The sequence below is a fragment of the Caenibius tardaugens NBRC 16725 genome (assembly GCF_003860345.1).
In the GTDB taxonomy this organism is placed as follows: Bacteria; Pseudomonadota; Alphaproteobacteria; order Sphingomonadales; family Sphingomonadaceae; genus Caenibius; species Caenibius tardaugens.
The window spans coordinates 2290110-2308125 of sequence record NZ_CP034179.1 but is presented as its reverse complement, the minus strand read 5'-3'; the positions used below and the strand labels follow the sequence as shown (position 1 = coordinate 2308125).

18 protein-coding genes and 2 pseudogenes are annotated in these 18016 nt (G+C 57.1%); 13 read left to right on the top strand and 7 right to left on the bottom strand.

What is annotated here, in order from left to right:
- Positions 1–5 precede the first annotated feature (5 nt).
- From EGO55_RS10625 to EGO55_RS10600, 6 genes and pseudogenes are all read right to left on the bottom strand, one after another.
- A complete protein-coding gene (locus EGO55_RS10625; RefSeq protein ID WP_124916768.1) occupies positions 6–1427 on the bottom strand; it encodes an O-antigen ligase family protein in 1422 nt (473 codons plus the stop codon).
- 49 nt (positions 1428–1476) lie between these two features.
- Positions 1477–1767, bottom strand: a pseudogene (locus EGO55_RS21385) (MarR family EPS-associated transcriptional regulator); the annotation flags it as partial.
- A 153-nt stretch (positions 1768–1920) separates the two neighbouring features.
- On the bottom strand, positions 1921–3225 hold the full coding sequence (locus tag EGO55_RS10615) for a sugar transferase (protein ID WP_021691671.1): 1305 nt from the start codon (positions 3223–3225) through the stop codon (positions 1921–1923).
- Positions 3226–3300: 75 nt separating this feature from the next.
- On the bottom strand, positions 3301–3921 hold the full coding sequence (nusG, locus tag EGO55_RS10610; protein WP_084620395.1) for a transcription termination/antitermination protein NusG: 621 nt from the start codon (positions 3919–3921) through the stop codon (positions 3301–3303).
- Positions 3922–4399: 478 nt separating this feature from the next.
- Positions 4400–4678: a hypothetical protein gene (locus tag EGO55_RS10605; protein ID WP_021691673.1), complete on the bottom strand. Its 279-nt coding sequence runs from the start codon at positions 4676–4678 to the stop codon at positions 4400–4402.
- A gap of 878 nt (positions 4679–5556) precedes the next feature.
- Positions 5557–6618, bottom strand: coding sequence for a helix-turn-helix transcriptional regulator (locus tag EGO55_RS10600; RefSeq protein WP_161566036.1), 1062 nt, complete (start codon positions 6616–6618; stop codon positions 5557–5559).
- Between the two features lie 611 nt (positions 6619–7229).
- Here EGO55_RS10600 and EGO55_RS10595 point away from each other — a divergent pair.
- The 4 genes from EGO55_RS10595 to EGO55_RS10585 all read left to right on the top strand — a co-directional run bounded on the left by EGO55_RS10595 (position 7230) and on the right by EGO55_RS10585 (position 9593).
- Positions 7230–8216, top strand: coding sequence for a GGDEF domain-containing protein (locus tag EGO55_RS10595; RefSeq protein ID WP_021691675.1), 987 nt, complete (start codon positions 7230–7232; stop codon positions 8214–8216).
- 111 nt (positions 8217–8327) lie between these two features.
- On the top strand, positions 8328–8468 hold the full coding sequence (locus EGO55_RS20575; protein ID WP_156915578.1) for a hypothetical protein: 141 nt from the start codon (positions 8328–8330) through the stop codon (positions 8466–8468).
- 421 nt (positions 8469–8889) lie between these two features.
- A complete protein-coding gene (locus EGO55_RS20565) occupies positions 8890–9219 on the top strand; it encodes a hypothetical protein (RefSeq protein ID WP_021691676.1) in 330 nt (109 codons plus the stop codon).
- Complete coding sequence (locus tag EGO55_RS10585) at positions 9219–9593, top strand: DUF488 domain-containing protein (RefSeq protein WP_021691677.1); 375 nt, start codon at positions 9219–9221, stop codon at positions 9591–9593. The genes EGO55_RS20565 and EGO55_RS10585 overlap by 1 nt, the downstream gene beginning before the upstream one ends.
- A gap of 368 nt (positions 9594–9961) precedes the next feature.
- Here EGO55_RS10585 and EGO55_RS10580 read toward each other — a convergent pair whose 3' ends face one another.
- Positions 9962–10810 carry a LysR family transcriptional regulator gene (locus EGO55_RS10580; RefSeq protein ID WP_021691678.1) on the bottom strand — a complete coding sequence of 283 codons (849 nt, stop codon included), beginning with the start codon at positions 10808–10810 and terminating at the stop codon, positions 9962–9964.
- A gap of 372 nt (positions 10811–11182) precedes the next feature.
- Between EGO55_RS10580 and EGO55_RS10575 the strand changes: the two genes are divergently transcribed.
- The 9 genes and pseudogenes from EGO55_RS10575 to ccoP all read left to right on the top strand — a co-directional run bounded on the left by EGO55_RS10575 (position 11183) and on the right by ccoP (position 17937).
- Positions 11183–11824: a peroxiredoxin gene (locus EGO55_RS10575; RefSeq protein ID WP_021691679.1), complete on the top strand. Its 642-nt coding sequence runs from the start codon at positions 11183–11185 to the stop codon at positions 11822–11824.
- Positions 11821–12510, top strand: a complete 690-nt coding sequence (locus EGO55_RS10570) for a carbonic anhydrase (protein ID WP_021691680.1) — start codon at positions 11821–11823, stop codon at positions 12508–12510. The genes EGO55_RS10575 and EGO55_RS10570 overlap by 4 nt, the downstream gene beginning before the upstream one ends.
- A 482-nt stretch (positions 12511–12992) precedes the next feature.
- Positions 12993–13688, top strand: a complete 696-nt coding sequence (locus tag EGO55_RS10560) for a superoxide dismutase (protein WP_021691681.1) — start codon at positions 12993–12995, stop codon at positions 13686–13688.
- 13 nt (positions 13689–13701) lie between these two features.
- The gene (locus EGO55_RS10555; RefSeq protein WP_021691682.1) at positions 13702–13959 is read left to right on the top strand and encodes a hypothetical protein; all 258 of its coding nucleotides are present in this window, start codon (positions 13702–13704) and stop codon (positions 13957–13959) included.
- 54 nt (positions 13960–14013) lie between these two features.
- A pseudogene (locus EGO55_RS10550) lies at positions 14014–14206 on the top strand (IS3 family transposase); the annotation flags it as partial.
- A gap of 347 nt (positions 14207–14553) precedes the next feature.
- Entirely contained in the window at positions 14554–16161 is a 1608-nt protein-coding gene (ccoN, locus tag EGO55_RS10540) for a cytochrome-c oxidase, cbb3-type subunit I (RefSeq protein ID WP_052023803.1), read from the top strand.
- 6 nt (positions 16162–16167) lie between these two features.
- Positions 16168–16893 carry a cytochrome-c oxidase, cbb3-type subunit II gene (gene ccoO, locus EGO55_RS10535; protein WP_021691684.1) on the top strand — a complete coding sequence of 242 codons (726 nt, stop codon included), beginning with the start codon at positions 16168–16170 and terminating at the stop codon, positions 16891–16893.
- Positions 16894–16900: 7 nt separating this feature from the next.
- On the top strand, positions 16901–17071 hold the full coding sequence (locus tag EGO55_RS10530) for a cbb3-type cytochrome c oxidase subunit 3 (protein ID WP_021691685.1): 171 nt from the start codon (positions 16901–16903) through the stop codon (positions 17069–17071).
- Positions 17062–17937 carry a cytochrome-c oxidase, cbb3-type subunit III gene (gene ccoP / locus EGO55_RS10525; RefSeq protein ID WP_021691686.1) on the top strand — a complete coding sequence of 292 codons (876 nt, stop codon included), beginning with the start codon at positions 17062–17064 and terminating at the stop codon, positions 17935–17937. The genes EGO55_RS10530 and ccoP overlap by 10 nt, the downstream gene beginning before the upstream one ends.
- The last annotated feature ends 79 nt before the right edge of the window (positions 17938–18016 follow it).

Below are 18016 nucleotides of genomic sequence, written 5' to 3'. Positions count from 1 at the left end.
AACCTTTATGGAGCGGACGGCAATCCGGGTTCCTGGCTTATCCTGCCCCCAACAGAGTGGGGCATCCAGAGTACGGCGAGAACAAACACACAAGCAAGAAACGGGGTTCGAAGCGGATAATCGCTTATGCTGGCAAGCGCTAAGAGAGCCACCACCACCAGCCCAAGCCGCTGATATTGTTCACCCCGATCGCGAGGGAACAACCCGCTCGCCAATGCCCTTTTAACACCCCGGCAATAAGCCAGCACTGCCGCCAACAGGATCGCCGCGCCTGCGACGCCATCCGTGACCAACACTTCCAACCAATCGTTATGGGCATGGTTGAAATAGGCGTTGGTCAAAAGACTATCGGGCTCACTACGCTGATAAAGCTCGGCAAAGCTGCCGGCACCCCCGCCTGCGGGAAAGTATTGCATAATCATGTCGCGCACCACTGGCAAAGCAGCCAGTCGCCACTCGCCTTCGGCAGTCGACTCTTGCAAGCGCTCCCATGCGATCGCCCGGCCAAGCCAGAGCGCAAAACCTGCAAATATCAGACCCAACCCAGTGAGCAGAATCCAGGGCGCAACCCGTAATACTTGTCCGGTGCTCTTTATGGGCTGGTCAGCAGGTTTAAGAGTCAGGAAAGGCAAAAGAACCAATGCCAGGATGGCGCAAAGCAAACCCGAGCGCGATCCGGTCACCAGTACCAGCAGCCCAATGAAAATACCGAGCAGAACGCCCAGATAGCGCTGGAGACGATTCTGGGAGAGAAACACCCACAGCATCGGCAGGGCTATCGCAAGCAGAACGGCCTGATGGTTCCGATTGGCAAAGATGCCAACGCTCGCGCCATTGTTGGTGATCGCATAGAAATACAACGGCCCCTCTGCCGGACCAAGCGTCTGGAGCAATCCTATTAGCGCAGTCACACCTATGGCCAAGAGAATAACGGGAAGCAGCAGCCGGCGCTCTCTGTGGCTGAGCTGGCTGCCCAACACCAATGCGGCGAACGGCACCAACGCCGCGAAGAAGGCATTGCGTGTGCCCGACGGGACCAGACTGAACGGTCGCCAAATTGTGCCCAGGCCTGCCGTCTGGTCGATCTGAGCGACCAGATCACGGCCGGGTAATGCTTGCCAGAACACCGGCGGTAGCGGGACTAACTGCAGCAACAACATGCCCAGGATCACAAACGCCAATGAGAAGGCAAAAGCGTGTGCACGAATGTCATCGATCGTTAGACGCACGAGACCGAAGCCGAGCAACACAATGGCCAGAGGACGCAAGAATATCAGCGCGCCGACATCGGCGCGCGCGCTGCCACCAAAGCAGAAACAGGCAAGCAATAGACCGCACAGCCCCCAAAACACAGGACTGTGGTATCCCCGCCCCTTGCCAAGCACTATAGTGATGCTTGCCCCCCGCATCGGATTTTGCGAGGTCATCCTCAAGCGCCGCGATCTGCGCCTTAAGCCGCTCGTATTCCTCCATCTTATGCCTGAGAAACGCGCGTGTCAGGTTGGCCTTACGCGACAAACCTGCGGGCGTGAGCATATAGGCGTAGCGCATCTTGTGTGACGATGCGCGAAAATTGCCAAATTTTATTGCCCCCAGCGCCAGCAGACTCTTCAGGCAATAATTGACTTTACCCAGACTGATTCCCAGGCGATCGGCCAGCTCCCGCTGCGAAAGGCCCGGCTCCTTTTCCAGCAGGTAGAGCAGATCGAGATCGAGGCTGTCGCGACGATCCGATTTAGAGATGGGCAGATTGCAAGATTGCGCCATAGCTACCGCAGTATGGGTGAAAACCACCCATACTGACTTATTCAACGGTCCACTACCGACACAATTGAGCGGACGTTTGTTCAATTTTGAACATTGAGCAGCGCTCGCCCGCAAATGCAAGCATCGATTGCGCGCTTCTCCGATCAGCAGTGGTCAGCGCGACCCCTTGCCCGTCACGATGGTACGAATGGTCATCAGCACTATCACGTAGTCGAGCCATATGGAGAAGTATTTGATATAATAGAAATCATACTCGAGCTTCCGGGTCACCGCGTCGGTCAAGGCAACGTTGCCCTGGTGCACGGCTGCCCATCCCGAAATACCAGGCCGAACGCTATGACGGTATCGATAATAGGGTATCGATTTCTCGTATTCTCTGGACAACTGCACCGCCTCGGGGCGCGGACCGATCCAGCTCATGTCGCCCCTCAACACGTTAAAAATCTGCGGAAGCTCATCGATACGCGACTTGCGCAAGAATCGCCCTATGCGGGTTATCCGCGGATCGCTGTCCTGCGTATAAAGCGGACCTGCGACACCACTGCGCATCGTGCGCAACTTATAACAGGTAAACAGTCGCCCCTGATAGCCGACGCGTGTCTGTCGGAACAATACACCGCCAGCACTTTCGCAGCGGATCAGTAGCGCCGCCCCCGCCATAATCAGCAAAACGGGTAGCAGCACGACTAGAGCCAAGCCAAAATCAACCACACGCTTGATCCGCAGATAAGGCTCCGAGGGCAGCAATCGCCCAAACACCAGTTCGGGCTTCGAACGCAGCGTTACCCTGCCGATCAGCATTTCCCTTAAATGATCAAGGTCGTAGACGGGAATGTTGCGCAAGACGGCCCGCGCAAAGAAGCGCTCCCACTCAGGCGAATAGTCTTTATGACTGTCATACACAATTGCCTGCGCCTTGTGAGGCAATCTCGTGCTCGCCCAGGGAACCCAGCGAATGCGCGAGGCACGCAGTTCGGTGTCGATATCCACCGCACCCACCACGACAATGATCGGCCTGTCCAATCGCCCATGCGCGACCGCCAAACCCGTATACCAGGCAACGCCAGCACAAAAGGACGTAGGGAGATGATAATAGCTACGCGTATCAAACAGGACATCCACCAGAACGAATACTGCGGAAAACGTTATGACGAAGACCGGCAAGACGATAACCTTGGCGTCCACAAACGGCAGCAGGCTCGTGCGACGCAATGCGATATGCCCAAACAACAAAGCAACGATCGCCGCAATCAGCATTGGGTCCGAGGCGTGCATCGGCCTTGCCCAATCGTACGTTTCCGTGACCAATGGGTGAAACAATTCGGGAACAATCACGCCGAAAAACAGCGCACCGCCGATGGCAAATCGGTTACTTGTAAGCCAACGCCGGACCAGCCGTAACGCCCGCTGCCGAAGCGAGAGCTCTCCAAATTCCAGATGCATGTGCTCAGCAGTCATTAAGACCCTCACCGAAGGCCAGTAGTGCGAGGCGCCCTGCTGCCCATTTTGGCCAAACCATCACAAAGCGAACCATCAAACCGGGCCGATCGCACGCATATCAACGCGCAAAGATCTGCGGCTCCCCAGGATATCTAAGAGGACACGCACCCGCCCCTTGCTGTCTAAAGCTTCAATAGCCGCCACATTGTTAGCGAATGGACCTGACATCAGACGAATTTGGTCACCCGGCTTAATCTCAGGAATGATGCAATCGACTTCGCCTTCTTCGCACCGCGCGAGAAGCGTCTCCATGACGTCGCGGGGCATAGGCAAAGGCCCTCGTTCACCACCAACCAGGCGCTTGACCCCAATCGTAGAGTTGATCGACTGCCAACGATCATGATCGCGCGAAAAACTGACAAAAATATACCCTGGGAACAGCGGGCTCATTATGATTGTGGTGCGCCGGGCGTGCCGGCGAGTGGCACGAAAACGCGGACAAAAGCATGTAAAGCCTTGGCGTTCGAGATGATATTGCGCCAGATTTTCGGAACGCGGCAAAGTTTCGGCAACATACCACCGCTGGGGCCGCTGCCTTACTGATAGCGTAGAGGCTCGCGCGCCCACTGCCGACACGGCCGGCGATACTTCGTCGCCCAATCCGCTTTCTGAAACTGCGCTATCTGGCGCAGTAAATTCTGATGAAAAATCCATAAACTACATTGCGACACCGAGGCTCAACTCGAAAATTGAGCAATCTCGGTTCCCCCCAAGTCAACGTCGTCAATCATGCATGACGCGAACCGACTGCATCCGTCAAGATGAATATTCCTGTCGACACCCCACAAGAGCCTAGAAATACAGATCGCCAAATCGAAATAAGATATGTAGAGGCCAAAGCTTGGAGAATACATTTACAATAGTGTAAATGTATTCTCCATTCACATGCGGAAGTGGATACAAGAAGTACGACACGGCGCGAGACACCAAAGGAGGCTATAGCGCCCCTACCCACACCCCACTCAGATAGGAGACGGCGGCAGAGCACGCGCAAGGCCTGAGGTGTTTTGGCCTAATTCCAGCACGCATCAGCCGCCGCGCACAGCGCAGTGGAAGCAATAAATGCCCGGCACGAGAAAAAAGGGGTGGCCCAAGCCACCCTCTCACCCGTACCAGCCAGAAACTTCCATTCTTACGGGCTGGCAGGGTTGCTCTTTTTACCACCGCCGCCGCCAGCAACGGCCGCAGCCAGGCCCGCAGCAGCAGCTACACCCAAAGCGACATAAACCCATGATCCAGCCCCAGCACCGCCCTTACCGGCTTTTTGCGCATGACTGCCCGCTACATTTGACGCTGCGGCGCCGCTTATCGCGAGCGAGCTAGCAACCGAATCATTGGCAGACGCCATGACAGGGGTGAAGGCCATCGCAAGAGCCGCAGAACTAACCGCAAGTGATTTCAATGAAAACATTTCCACCCCATCCAAAATGCACAAGAAGTAAATATAGCATTTTTCGATCTTTGCAACCCGTGCTCAAAAAGCCTGACGCAAGCGCTTCGATTCGAAAGCAACATAGCCAGACGGTATGCCTTGGGCAGCAAACAAGCGTCGCTAGTCCCGCCTCTTCTTCATGGGCAACTTGATCTTGGGGTGGAACGGAGAACTATAACGCGCGACTTCGATTGAGTTGCCGCAAACATGCCCGGCAAGATGGTAGCCTTTTGCGCCGATTGCCGCTCAATTAACTCGCCAACAATAACCTCTGAAGAAATAGTTGAGCTTTTCCCGCCTTGGCGCTGACACAGCCCTCTAACCATCATCGTGCCGACCAGATTCAGCCTCACACGATTAGAGTCGATTGTTAAATGAATCCGAGTTGTAACGGTGTTGAGACAGGCAGAAACCCTATCCTTGGGGGAATTAGGGGCCTGCCTCAACGGTGGAGCCTCTATCGGATGATTTGGGTTGGTGCAATACCACGCTCAAGTCAATTGGGGCTTGTTCCGCTCCATTATATCAATGCGCACTAAACTTCCGTTGCATGCAAAGCGATTGGTCACCGACCCCGGCTACCGCCCGACACCTCCTTCGTCGTATGCTTTTCGAAACTGCCCGGCTCTGGCGCCCCTATTGTGGGTCCGGTGCGCGTAAGCACGCCGCCAATTGCTCCAGCCTGAGTCCGATCTACTCCAACGCCAGTGCGATGATGCGGTGACTGATAAACGCATGGATTCTCCATATCGAAGCGGGAAATGTGACTGAACTGAGCCCCTGTTAGATTGCTACAAGCCCTCCCTGCATCCCCCTTTCGGGGGAGAAGGATTGCGTGTGCGGCTTTTGCCGTTCGTTTACCGGAAGCCCGTGATCAACAGGGCCAAATCGCCTTGGCGGTGGGTCGCGGTCTTGGCGAAAATCTTCTTCAGATGCGACTTGATGGTTTCCTGCGTCACATTGAGTTCTCGCACAAGTTCTGCGGTGGATTGCCCCATCGCTATGCCGCGTGTCACCCGCGCTTCGGTTGGGGTCAGGTCGAACAAGGCGGAGAGGACATCGGCAGAAGGAAGCGATGTGTTATCCGGATGGGCGATCACGGTAAAATAGGCGACCTTGCTGAACAGGTCCCGCGCCTGGCGTCGAGCAGGGATCAGGTGAAGAACTGCTGCGCCCTGTTTCTTGTCGTTGCGAAGGGCAATTGAAGCCCCCTTGTTGGTCAGCGTTGCCGTTTGCAAAAGTTCGGCCAGATGATTGTCCGCTTCCACATCCATCAAACGAAGGCGAAATGCGCCATCTACGACTAGATCATCAAGCAAGGGGTCGAAGGCATCGCTCGCCATCAGCAATTTGCCTTTGGCATCGAGTAACCCGACAGGCGTGCGGGTAGCATTGAAGGCTTCCAGCAGCGTTTCTGCTCGCTCTTGCTGCACGGTGCTGCTCAGCACTGCCGCGCGGGCAAAATGCGGGCGCAGGCGATTGAGTAAGGGCACCGCCTTGTGCGCGGTTGCATGTTCGGTGAAGGCTTCAAACGCAATCACGATACCATCATGATTGGCACCCGTTATCACGGTTGCAGCACCCGCAGCGGCACCACGCGGGGTTAAAAACTCCGTATATATCGGTAATGACGCCAGTTCCTGCGCTGTGTGCAAATCCGCATCTGTGAGGAATCCCGGATGGTTGGCGCGCGCCAGGAGGCGGTTCACGCGGCTGTTATCCGCATTCCATCCGGCTTCATTGAACTCACGCGTTGCCAGTTCTACAGATGGCGATGACGTGATCGTCAGTCCGGCGGGCGAACTTGTGATCAGATTTCCCCCAAGTGCGTTGATCTGCAACGCAACCCCATCAAGCATCGATCCCCAGAATTGCGGTAGTGCACCTGCTTCGTAGATTGTCCCAATGAGACTATCCAATTCCTTCATTATCCCCCCGCAAAGCTCTCCCGCTAACGGTCTATTGAGCTGCGGCGACTAAGTCCAGATGCGTATCCCCCGAACGGGGGTGGGAGAGGACGCGGTGTCATGGCAAAACGCGGTGATCATCTGGAGAAACTCGCGTGTCCCGCGACGGGCCTTCTACTGCTGGCACGATCGCTACCTCGAGGGCAATTCTGAAACGCTAGAGGATCGGCCCGTAGCATCGGACCGCGTGTGATATGCCGGCGGATACAGGAAGCCGCTTTGGCGTGTTGTCTGCGCTGGGGCTAATGACGGAATTTTTTGCGCTTACCGCGGACACATGCTGCCGACAGCGATGAACCTAGCTTGCCCCTGGTATTTCAAAACAACGAAACCGCGAGTGCGAAATGACAACTACATCTGTTAAAAAATTTCAATCTTTGGTAAAGGAGGTGTTAGCTGACTTGCACAAACGAATGCTGAAAGTTCAAAAATATCGTTGGCCAACGCAATTGTCCCCTTCCTTGAAGTATATATTCAAGATCGGACTGTCAGATTTTTAATATTATACTATAATATCAATTATTTATCCATTGAGCACCTAGTGCCTGTGAGGATTTGAGAAGATGATGCTGAGCTTCGCAATGCGACGGCGAGCGGCGAGTACACCGGCATCATGGATACGACGGCCCGCATTTTTTCAGATCCCCCCTCAGGTCACTGCGTTTGCGCTTGGCCTAACAGTGCTCGTGATTCAGCTTACAGATCACTTCCTTCGAACCGGCATTTGGTTCGGTCCTGTTTACCTGTTAGCGATCGCTATAGCAGCGCTACTGGTCAACACGTCGTTCGCGATAGGGCTCGGGTTGACGATACTCCTCTGCAACGCATGGGCGCAGAATCAGTATATAAGTTGGCAACGATTGCTTACGCCCGAACTGGATTTCGTCGTCCGCTTTAGCAGCGTGATGATCATTATTCTGATGCTAGGCTTGGCCCGGAAAGCCTTTGAAAATGAGTGGAACCGCGCTCGTATTGACAGCTTGACGGGAGCGTTGAACAGGCAGGCTTTCTTTGAACTTGCCCGCGTTGTTTCTCGGCGCTGTGAACCTGCCGTACTCATATATGCGGACCTAGATGGCCTAAAATGCATAAACGATGCGCTAGGGCACGAATCAGGCGACGAAAGCCTTCGCGGTTTCGCCGATCGCGTTCGGGGAGCGATACGGAAAAACGATATTTTCGCGAGAATAGGGGGCGACGAATTTGTTATCTTATTGCGAGTTAAGAATGCAGCCTCTGCCAGAATTGCAGCAAATCGCCTCGATTCTGCCCTCAACCACGCCCGGTCGAATGATCAAATGTCCTGTAGCATGGGCGTTCTGTTCCTCCCCAACGGGGTGCATATGATTGATGCTGAACTCAAAAAAGCGGATGTCCTCATGTATACCGCCAAGAACAAACACATCGGATTTGTAATGGCATCACTGCCGACTAGTGATCAAACTGAATCATGCCCATACGCAATCGACAGCACAATTCCTCTCGTTGACCGAAAAGTCCCATTTCGTTCGCAAGAGCGTCGAGACCAGTCAGGTTCCCACACGGACTGAATCGATCAGAGATTGAGCGATAATGATGACCCTCGACTGGCAAATCACGGCAACACCGACTAGTGGAAGGATTGGATGCCGAACACCACCCCCTGACCAAGCGCTCACCCCATGCTAACGCTCATCGCCGCATGCTTCAACCCAGTCCTCTCGGCAAAGCACCGGCAGATGATCAATGCCCGAAAACCGTTAAAAATTGCCATCGCAGCCATCATGCAAAAGCTCGTCATGACCGCCAACACGCTCGGCTAGGGTTAACCTTGGCTGACAGCAATCCGTTGTGGAGCGAACACGTATCCCGTTGGCGGGAACCGATCCTAGAAGGTGAGACCACCTCACCTAACGAGAGCGCGGACAAAAATGCCCTGCCCTCTTGCTGTTCTTCAGAACGCAACAGTGATACCAAGATTAGCCTGCGAGCCTGCTCCACCCCCCAATTCGCCTTAATAGGAGGCAAACAGGTTTACAGTGTTAGAAACAACAGCAGCACTGAATCTTGCACTAGCGGTGATGACTGCACCCCAGACTAAGGCCGCTCACGCTATGCAGGGAACTCCGACGCTGATCCTAATCGACCGTCGCGGGCGCCTGCGCTAACATGCGTTCGGGACTCAGGACGATATGCGCGTCGGGACCGATATAGCCCTTCTTCTCGTGGACCGGGAGCTGCCCAATGACCCATGACTACGACGGTGCAATCGAGCCCGGCGAGCTTGCTGACGCTGTCCGCTACATCGCACAGCGTCACCGCGCTGATGATCGCCCGCTCGAAGCGCTTGCAGAAGAGGTTTTCCATGAGCGCTTCGCCTCTCGCCTGGCGCCAAACGACGACGATTGCACAGGTCCTGCTAACAGGGATCACATCATCGAGATCTGTCGCCAGGTCCGACTTCTGATCGCGAACTGGACCATCATCGACGCAGTTGACGAAGCATCAATCGAATCCTTTCCTGCCAGCGACCCACCTGCATGGATTGGGCACGGACCACGTGGAGACAGCTGATGAGTAATCTGCGGATCAAGCGCATCTATGAGCCTGCGTTACCGAGTGACGGCTTCCGAGTTCTGGTCGACCGGATTTGGCCGAGAGGTGTGTCCAAGACAGCTGCTGCCCTCGACCTCTGGCTCAAGGAGATTGCACCGTCGGGGGAGTTGCGGGAATGGTTCGGCCATGATCCAGCCCGGTTCGACGAATTCGCGACGCGATACCGCTCCGAGCTGAGGTGCCGCGGCGAGGCGGTCGACCAACTTCGCGGAATTGCAAAAGCGCGGGACACCACATTACTCTATGGCGCGCACGACAGGCATGCGAATCAAGCGATCGTTCTCGCGGAGTTCCTTGCCGAGCAAGGATTGCATTTTGAGCGGGATGGCTGAACAAGATCTGGACCGCAGCGCTGTCTGACTGACATCCGCAACGACACCACGGCTCGGACCGACGGGAGGCGCAAGGACATCCGCCCATGTCTTCCAAGCTCAAGCGGATTAAAATCTAGGATAGAATTTTCACACTCGCATCGTGCGACCTGCCAAGGCAATCGAGCTTGTCCAAAATCTCGATGAGCAGCGCCCGTAGCCGCCGAATTTCCCCTCAATACGCCGTAGATAGCGACGCAAGAATTTCATAGGCTTTTGCGATTATCCCGCCTCCTGAGACAGCGGACAAGCGGGCTCCGAGAGGGGGCGCCCATTCATCCAAACCGGCTCCCCTCGGTGCATTGCTGTGCGATCTTGAACGCCTGCGATCAAACGGCGACCTTTGCGGAGACGCGAAGCCCTTCGCGAATACGGTTCATCATGCCCGGATCGGCTTTGGTAGAATGTACGACATAAGCCGAATAGGAAAACTCGGGGCTGCCCGGGACAAGAACAAGCCGGTTTTCCTCAAGATAGGGATGGATAATGCCTTGCCGGAAATAGCCGCTGCCGCCCGTCGCCAGGATATACTCCAGCGCTAGGGGACCATAACTGATCGAAACCACGGCATTGGGATGATCGGGAAAGGCCGCTTGGAAGCTCGCCGCAAACTCGTCGCCCCAATCGATCTGTACATGGTCTTGCGGCGTTAGGGGGGCCGTCGTTGGTGTGGTTCTGACCATCACCAACTTCTCTTCGAATAGCAGTTCGGCGACGACACCGGGCCGACGCGGGGCGGCATAAAGGATCGCGACATCAAGCGATCCATCCTGGATTCGCTCCATCAGATTTTCGGCCATGTCAATCTGGGTCCGAATCGCGATTTCGGGACACTCGCACCGCATCCAGAGTAGCCAATGCCGCAGAAGCGGACTCCATAGGCTAAGCTCCGCACCAACGGTAACCACTGTCTCACGCCCGGGTGGCAATGCCACCGCGCGACGAGCCCGAGACCACACTTGCACGAGCGTGGTAGCGAAGCGCAAAAACTGCTCGCCTGCCGGCGTGAGCTTGGCACCGGCCTTGTTTCGGATGAACACGGAACAGTTGAGCTGCTCCTCTAAAACCCGAATTCGCGCGCTGACCGCAGTCTGGGTGAGGTTGAGATTAGCGGCTGCCCCCACAAAGCTGCCCGTCTTCACAACCTCGAGAAAGGTTCGCGCAATCCCGATATCCATTCTGCAACTTCCTTACGCTTAACGCGCATCCATAATCGAGTTTCGATGACGATAACGCGGGGGGTGTCCCCACTCAAGCGCGTAGCAGGTTGCGTTAAACCCGTGGCGGATGCGATTAACCGGTTGTGACAAGAGCGGAGCGCGGTGAAGCCACACGACTTGCGTGGGCCGGCGCGGGTTCAACGCGCAAGATTCTCCGACGCAGCCACGCCTATGACAGACAGGGATGTGAGGCGGGAGTCGTGAGATCATCGATGAAGCTGGTCCAAGCGGTTATTAGAACAAATATTTTCATAATAAATATGAATAACATTCACTTGCTTGATGGATGAGGGCGTTTCACAATTGGCTGCACCGCATGAAGGAGTCTCCATGACCATCCAGCTCGGGCAGATAGCCCCCGACTTCGAACAGAACAGCACGCACGGCTCCATCCGCTTTCACAATTGGCTCGGGTCCAGTTGGGGTATGCTGTTCAGTCATCCGAAGAACTTCACTCCGGTATGTACCACCGAATTGGGCGAGGTAGCGAAGCTTCGTCCCGAATGGGACAAACGTAACGTGAAGCCTATCGGGCTATCGGTCGATCCCGTTGAGGCCCATCACAAATGGGAGGACGATATTGAGGAAACCCAAGGAGCAAAGCTCGATTTCCCAATGATTGCCGATCCCGATGCCCGTGTATCGACGCTGTACGACATGATTCATCCGGAAAGTGACCCTACAGTCACCGTTCGATCGGTTTTTGTCATCGATCCTGCCCGCAAGGTGCGCCTTATCCTTACCTATCCACCATCTACAGGCCGCAACTTCTCAGAGATCCTGCGCACGATCGACAGTCTCCAGCTCACCGATGCGCGCAGCATCGCAACACCGGTCAACTGGAGTCCAGGCGATCCTGTCGTGATCTCCCCGAAGCTATCTGACGAAGAGGCAACACGCCAATTTCCGCAGGGGTACAGCACCCTCAAGCCCTATCTACGGATCGTCGAATTAGAGAAGTCCGGTCAATGAGTGAAACGCAGGCGAGCAGAAACGTGCCTGAAACCGTCTCCGCACCGCACGGCGGCGATGGTCTACCCTCCCTGTTCGCGCGCAACCGTGCTTGGGCGAACTACAAGACGTTGGTCGATCCCAGCTTCTTCAGCCGGCTTATCGGCCAGCAACACCCGAGTTACTTCTGGATAGGATGCTCAGACAGCCGCGTGCCTGCAACGGAGATCGTAAACCTCGACCCCGGCGAGATGTTCGTTCATCGCAACGTCGCCAATCTCGCAATGGAAAGCGATCCCAATTTCGCCGCCGCTTTGCAGTTTGCGATCGAAGTTTTGCACGTTGAGCACGTCATCGTTGTTGGCCATTATGGTTGCGGCGGCATTCAGGCGGCCATGATACCGGCAACCAACGATGCCATTGGCAATTGGTTGGCTCCCGTCCGGGCATTACATCACGACCATCCCTGCATGGCAGTATCCAACCAACCTGACCCCGATGCACTGTGCGAACGAAACGTCGTCGCCCAGGTTCAGGCGCTCGCGACCAACCCCCTCGTGCACGCTGCATGGGACGCACAGGCCAAACTGACGCTTCATGGATGGATATATTCCATCAGCGATGGTCTATTGCGTACAGTCTGCGAAGCGGTCCACGGTAGGCTCTCTACCCCTCCTCCGTTCGTCGACGGGGTTGACGCACCATGAATGCGAGTTCTTCGCCATCGCCTTCGGATGCCCCTGTTGATGGAGCAAGGCTCGCCGCTGCGATTGTCGCGTGTCAGAGAGCGATCACTCCAAGCCGCACTCTCGACGCCCAGATTGCGTTGGCGGTGTTTCCTGCCCTGATCGACTTGTCAATTGTCGAGGCCGGGATCTGGTTGCAAGGCTCTGGCACTCGCGTGCGCGCCTTACGTTATTCACAAGTCCCGGAAGCTGCCGCTACCTTGGTTCCCGCAGGCCATTGGATCGATGTCGAGGGCGCGGACGTCATCGTCACAGGCGCGGAAGGAGCATGGGCGGGCGCTCATCGACATGCCGCGATTTCCCTCTGCATTGCTGCGCTGAGCGCACGACTTGCGAGGGTGAGGCATGTCCATTGACTTCTCGGGCGCCGCTTTCGTCTCACCGCAGCACCCGTGCGGCACCGCGCGTGCGCAATGCCGTTTCCCCCAATTTGGAGATCTACGATGGCTGATCAAAAATCACAAACCCTACGCGCTTCTGACGCGGGCCCGCCCAAGTTTGAACTGCCTTCCCTCCCTTATGGGCTTGATGCCCTGATACCCGTCCTCTCCGCAGAGACGCTGACAATCCATTACGGCAAACACCATGCCCGCTATGTCGAGACTCTCAATCAACTGCTGGTCAGTGAGAATTATGCGACAGAGACACTCGAGTCCGTCGTCCGAACGGCCCATGCGACCAACGCGCAAAAGCTGTTCAACAACGCGGCCCAGGCATGGAACCATGCTTTCTTTTGGGAGAGCATGAGTCCGATACAATCTCGGCCGGGCTGCTCGCTCGCAGACGCGATCAATACGAGCTTTGGCGGGCTTGAAGCCCTCGGGGAACGATTCATCACTGAAGGTACCGGTCACTTCGCCTCCGGCTGGGTTTGGCTCGTGGTCAGGGAGCGCAAGCTTGATGTAATCTCAACGCACGACGCGGGATGCCCCATTCTAGAGGATGGCCTAACTCCGCTACTTGCCTGCGACGTGTGGGAACATGCCTATTACATCGACTATCGGCAAAATCGAGCCCAGTGGCTTATGCTCTGGTGGGAAAAACTAGCCAACTGGACCTTTGCTCAAACGCAATATGACACCGTGCTTAACCACGGCGAGCCCTGGTGCTACCCGGCATCGCGGCCGCACATTAAATAAAAAAGGAAAAGAGATGCTGATCGACGTCTTTGACAGCCGCAACCACAGCGATACCAAATCCATTGGCTGCTTCCATTTTGCACGCTCCCCGGTCCCTGGTGAGCATGTCGAAATAGATGGAAGGGTTCGGATGGTCACCAGGGCCTGGCATCAACCGAGTATATATTGTGCAGGCGCGAAATACGCCATTCTGATCAGCGATCAGACCACCCCGATCAATGACACCCCGCTCACAATTCCGATCCATGACGACGCCGAAGAGGTGATCTAGCAACTGTGTTTAAGCGAGTTGAAATGGGCGCCACGGCGAAGCCGTTTTGAGGACGGCATTGGCGATTGTGACAACGCCTCTGTCGAGACGTTCTTCAAATCCCTGAAGGCAGAACTCATCTGGCGGCAGCGCTGGCCAACGAGACGTCAGGCCGAAGCCGCGATCTTCCAGTACATAAATGGCTTCTACAACACCCGACGCCGGCGGCGGCATCAGCCCGCTCGCGTTCGAAGCCAAGGTCGCGTAATGATATAGGTGACCGATGCAAAACCGGTACAAGTCCATGCCGCTTCTCCTGACCTACGGGATCCAGACCAGTCGGACGATCTTTTTCGAGTCCACGCTCGTCATCGCCGTGCTCGGGTTACCGCGATCGCAGCGAGGGTGCAGAGGACGTGCCCCACCATTTGGGAGAGGCCGGGAACAACCAGTCCCGGGATTGGAAGGGGGTTGTCGGGCCCGATGCCCGGCGAAGCGCCAACCGAATAGAGGTATCGAAAATACTCTTTTAATGTTAGGCGTTCATACCAGCCGGAGGGGGGAGGAACGCGGAGCGTGGTTTCAGGACTCACCATAAGCGAGCGCCAGTGGAGCATGGCAGTCCTTGTTATACTCGCGGCCGTCGGATTGGCGATGGCTGCGGCGGGAGCCGCGCGCATGGACCCGATGCAGGCGCACGGCTTCCTCGTCCTGCTGTTCTGTCTTGGCCTGCTTTGCGTGGTTTTGAACGATTATTTCGCCCCGGAACCCTCCGCTGCGAGGCTGGAGAGCTACTATGATGATCCGAGCAAGGCCGGAATCATCATAGCCATGCTCTGGGCCGTGTTCGGCATGTTCATCGGCGACTGGGTCGCGTGGCTGCTGGCTTTTCCCGACCTGACCTTCGACGCCGCTTGGTCGAGCTTCGGGCGACTGCGGCCCGCACATACCACCGGCGTGATCTTCGGGTTCGGAGGCAATGCGCTGATCGCGACGTCGTTCCATGTCATGCAGCGCACATCCCGCGCGCGTCTGCCCGACCAGTTTAGTCCCTGGTTCGTCCTTCTCGGCTACAACCTGTTCTGTCTGCTGGCGGTCTCCGGCTATTTCATGGGGATCACCCAGTCGAAGGAATATGCCGAACCGGAATGGTATGCCGATATCTGGCTCGTCATCGTCTGGGTGACCTATATGGTGCTCTATCTGCGCACGCTCGCGCGGCGCAAGGAGCCGCACATCTACGTCGCCAACTGGTACTATCTGGCCTTCATCCTCGTCGTCGCGATCCTGCACATCGTCAACAACCTCGCGGTTCCGGCCGCGCTTGGCGGGACCAAGAGCTATTCGCTGTTCTCGGGCGTCCAGGATGCGATGACGCAATGGTGGTACGGCCATAACGCGGTGGCCTTCTTCCTGACCGCGGGCTTCCTGGGCATGCTCTACTATTATCTGCCCAAGCGCGCGGATCGGCCGATCTATTCCTACCGCATGTCGATCATCGGCTTCTGGGGCATCACGTTTTTCTACATGTGGGCGGGATCGCACCACTTGCACTACACGGCCCTGCCGCAATGGGTGCAGACGCTGGGGATGACCTTCTCGGTCATGCTGCTGGTACCGTCGTGGATCGCCGCGGCCAACGCGCTGCTCACGCTCAACGGCGCGTGGGACAAGGTGCGCGACGACGCGACGCTGCGTTTCATGATGATGGCCGCGATCTTCTATGGCCTGTCGACCTTCGAAGGCTCGTTCATGGCGATCCGGTCGGTCAACGCGCTGTCGCATTATACCGACTGGACGATCGGACACGTTCATGCCGGCGCGATGGGCTGGGTCGCGCTCATCACCTTCGGCTCGATCTACGCCGTCGTGCCGTGGCTGTGGAAGCGTGAGCGGATGTACTCCCCTGCCCTCGTCGAGGTCCACTTCTGGCTCGCGCTGGCAGGAACGCTCATCTACGTTTTCGCGATGTGGAACTCGGGCATCATCCAGGGCCTGATGTGGCGGACCTACAACGACAGCGGCACGCTGACTTATTCATTCCTCGATTCGATGATCGCGATGCACCCCTATTACGTGGCGCGCGCAATCGGCGGGCTGCTGTTCCTGATCGGCGCCATCGTTGGCTGCTACAACATCTGGATGACGATCCGCCAACCGTCCGCCGTGCTGGCCGCGTCGGGCGATGCGCCGCTTCCCGCCACCCTCCAGCCTGCGGAATAAGCGCCGATGTTCGGAACCCACTACCGCATCGAACGCAAGTCCATCGCTCTGGCCGTGGCGATCATGGTCGTCGCGAGCATCGGCGGGCTGATCGAGATCGCGCCGCTGTTCACCATCGACGATACGGTCGAGAGCGATCCCAACATGCGGGTCTACACGCCCCTCGAGCTTGCCGGCCGCAACATCTACATCCGAGAGGGCTGCTATGCCTGCCATTCGCAAATGGTCCGCACGCTGCAGGATGAAGTCGAACGCTATGGCCCCTATTCGCTCGCGGTCGAATCCAAATACGACCATCCGATGCTCTGGGGCTCCAAGCGGACGGGACCCGACCTCGCGCGTCTCGGCGGGAAATATTCCGACCAGTGGCATACCGCACACCTCAAAAATCCGCGCGACGTCGTCCCCCAGTCGATCATGCCGCGCTACAACTGGCTGAGCGAAAGCCAGCTTAACACCAAACATCTCGGCGATGACCTGCGCGCACTTCGTGCAGTCGGCGTGCCCTATACCGATGCGATGATCGAGAATGCGCCTGCCGATGCGGTCGCGCAGGCCTCACCCGACGACGACACGGCCAGTCTGGTCGAACGTTACGGCGAGGCGACGCAGGTGCGTTCGTTCGACGGCGACAGGTCCACCACCTCCGAGATGGATGCGCTCATCGCCTATCTCCAGATCCTCGGCAAACTCAGCGACGCCGCGCATCAGGCACCGACGACGAAGAAGTAGGACGGGCATGGATATCGAACATCACACGCTGGTCGGCTTCGCCAAGTCCTTCGGGCTTTTCTACCTGCTCGCGATGGCGGCCGTAGCCCTGCTGTACGCCTGCTGGCCCGCGAACAGGAGCGGGTTCGACAAGGCGGCGCGCGACATCATCGAAGACGAGGACAAGCCGTGGCGGTAAGCGAGCGCGATCCCCATAGCGGGCACATGACCACCGGCCACGAGTGGAACGGGATCAAGGAACTGAACACCCCGGTCCCCAAGGCGGTCTGGCTGTTCCTCATCGTGACCGTGATCTTCTCGATCGGCTACTGGCTGCTCATGCCGGCATGGCCGCTGGGCAAGACCTATACGCGGGGCCTGCTCGGCAGCGACGACAAGGAAATTGTGACCAGGCATGTGGACGCCGCAGCGGACGCCCGTTCACGCTGGACGCAGCGGATCGCGACACTGGGCTACGACCAGATTCGGGCCGACCCCGCGCTCATGGCCTATGTCCGTGAGGATGGGCACCGCCTGTTCGGCGACAATTGCGCGGCATGTCACGGGATAAACGCCACCGGCAACCCCGGCTTTCCCAACCTCGTCGATCGCGATTGGCTGTGGGGCGGCTCCGCCGATGCGATCGCGCACACGATCGCGGTGGGGGTAAACAGCCCGACAAGCAAGGACTCTCGCATCAGCCAGATGATGGCGTTCGGGAAGGACGGCATGCTCGACAATGATGCGGTTTTCGCGGTCGCCGATTATGTGAAGACCTTGTCGGACCCGGCCTGGGCGAAAGGCAAGGCGGCGTCTGTCGCCAAGGGCCGGGAAGTTTTCGCCGCAAACTGCGTTGTCTGCCATGGCGAGCAGGGACGCGGCAATCCGGACGTCGGCGCACCGAACCTGGCGGACCAGAGCTGGGTCTATGGCGGCGATATCGGCGCGATCTACCAGACGATTTATGAAGGTCGACAGGGCGAGATGCCTGCCTGGGAGCATCGCCTGAGTCCGATCGACCGCAAGATCCTGATTATGTTCGTCCTCGACAAGGGGGGCAAATAATGAGGCTGCCCCGGTCACGAAGCTTCTATGTTACGCTCGCGATTGCCGCGCTGGGCGTCGTCCTGCTCGCGAACGCCCA

What these genes read in the sequence shown, in the direction of transcription:
- EGO55_RS10625 (WP_124916768.1), bottom strand. Translation starts at nt 1,427, where the DNA reads ATGACCTCGCAAAATCCGATGCGGGGGGCAAGCATCACTATAGTGCTT.
- EGO55_RS10615 (WP_021691671.1), bottom strand. Translation starts at nt 3,225, where the DNA reads ATGACTGCTGAGCACATGCATCTGGAATTTGGAGAGCTCTCGCTTCGG.
- nusG (WP_084620395.1), bottom strand. Translation starts at nt 3,921, where the DNA reads ATGGATTTTTCATCAGAATTTACTGCGCCAGATAGCGCAGTTTCAGAA.
- EGO55_RS10605 (WP_021691673.1), bottom strand. Translation starts at nt 4,678, where the DNA reads ATGTTTTCATTGAAATCACTTGCGGTTAGTTCTGCGGCTCTTGCGATG.
- EGO55_RS10595 (WP_021691675.1), top strand. Translation starts at nt 7,230, where the DNA reads ATGATGCTGAGCTTCGCAATGCGACGGCGAGCGGCGAGTACACCGGCA.
- EGO55_RS20575 (WP_156915578.1), top strand. Translation starts at nt 8,328, where the DNA reads ATGCTAACGCTCATCGCCGCATGCTTCAACCCAGTCCTCTCGGCAAAG.
- EGO55_RS20565 (WP_021691676.1), top strand. Translation starts at nt 8,890, where the DNA reads ATGACCCATGACTACGACGGTGCAATCGAGCCCGGCGAGCTTGCTGAC.
- EGO55_RS10585 (WP_021691677.1), top strand. Translation starts at nt 9,219, where the DNA reads ATGAGTAATCTGCGGATCAAGCGCATCTATGAGCCTGCGTTACCGAGT.
- EGO55_RS10580 (WP_021691678.1), bottom strand. Translation starts at nt 10,810, where the DNA reads ATGGATATCGGGATTGCGCGAACCTTTCTCGAGGTTGTGAAGACGGGC.
- EGO55_RS10575 (WP_021691679.1), top strand. Translation starts at nt 11,183, where the DNA reads ATGACCATCCAGCTCGGGCAGATAGCCCCCGACTTCGAACAGAACAGC.
- EGO55_RS10570 (WP_021691680.1), top strand. Translation starts at nt 11,821, where the DNA reads ATGAGTGAAACGCAGGCGAGCAGAAACGTGCCTGAAACCGTCTCCGCA.
- EGO55_RS10560 (WP_021691681.1), top strand. Translation starts at nt 12,993, where the DNA reads ATGGCTGATCAAAAATCACAAACCCTACGCGCTTCTGACGCGGGCCCG.
- EGO55_RS10555 (WP_021691682.1), top strand. Translation starts at nt 13,702, where the DNA reads ATGCTGATCGACGTCTTTGACAGCCGCAACCACAGCGATACCAAATCC.
- ccoN (WP_052023803.1), top strand. Translation starts at nt 14,554, where the DNA reads ATGGCAGTCCTTGTTATACTCGCGGCCGTCGGATTGGCGATGGCTGCG.
- ccoO (WP_021691684.1), top strand. Translation starts at nt 16,168, where the DNA reads ATGTTCGGAACCCACTACCGCATCGAACGCAAGTCCATCGCTCTGGCC.
- EGO55_RS10530 (WP_021691685.1), top strand. Translation starts at nt 16,901, where the DNA reads ATGGATATCGAACATCACACGCTGGTCGGCTTCGCCAAGTCCTTCGGG.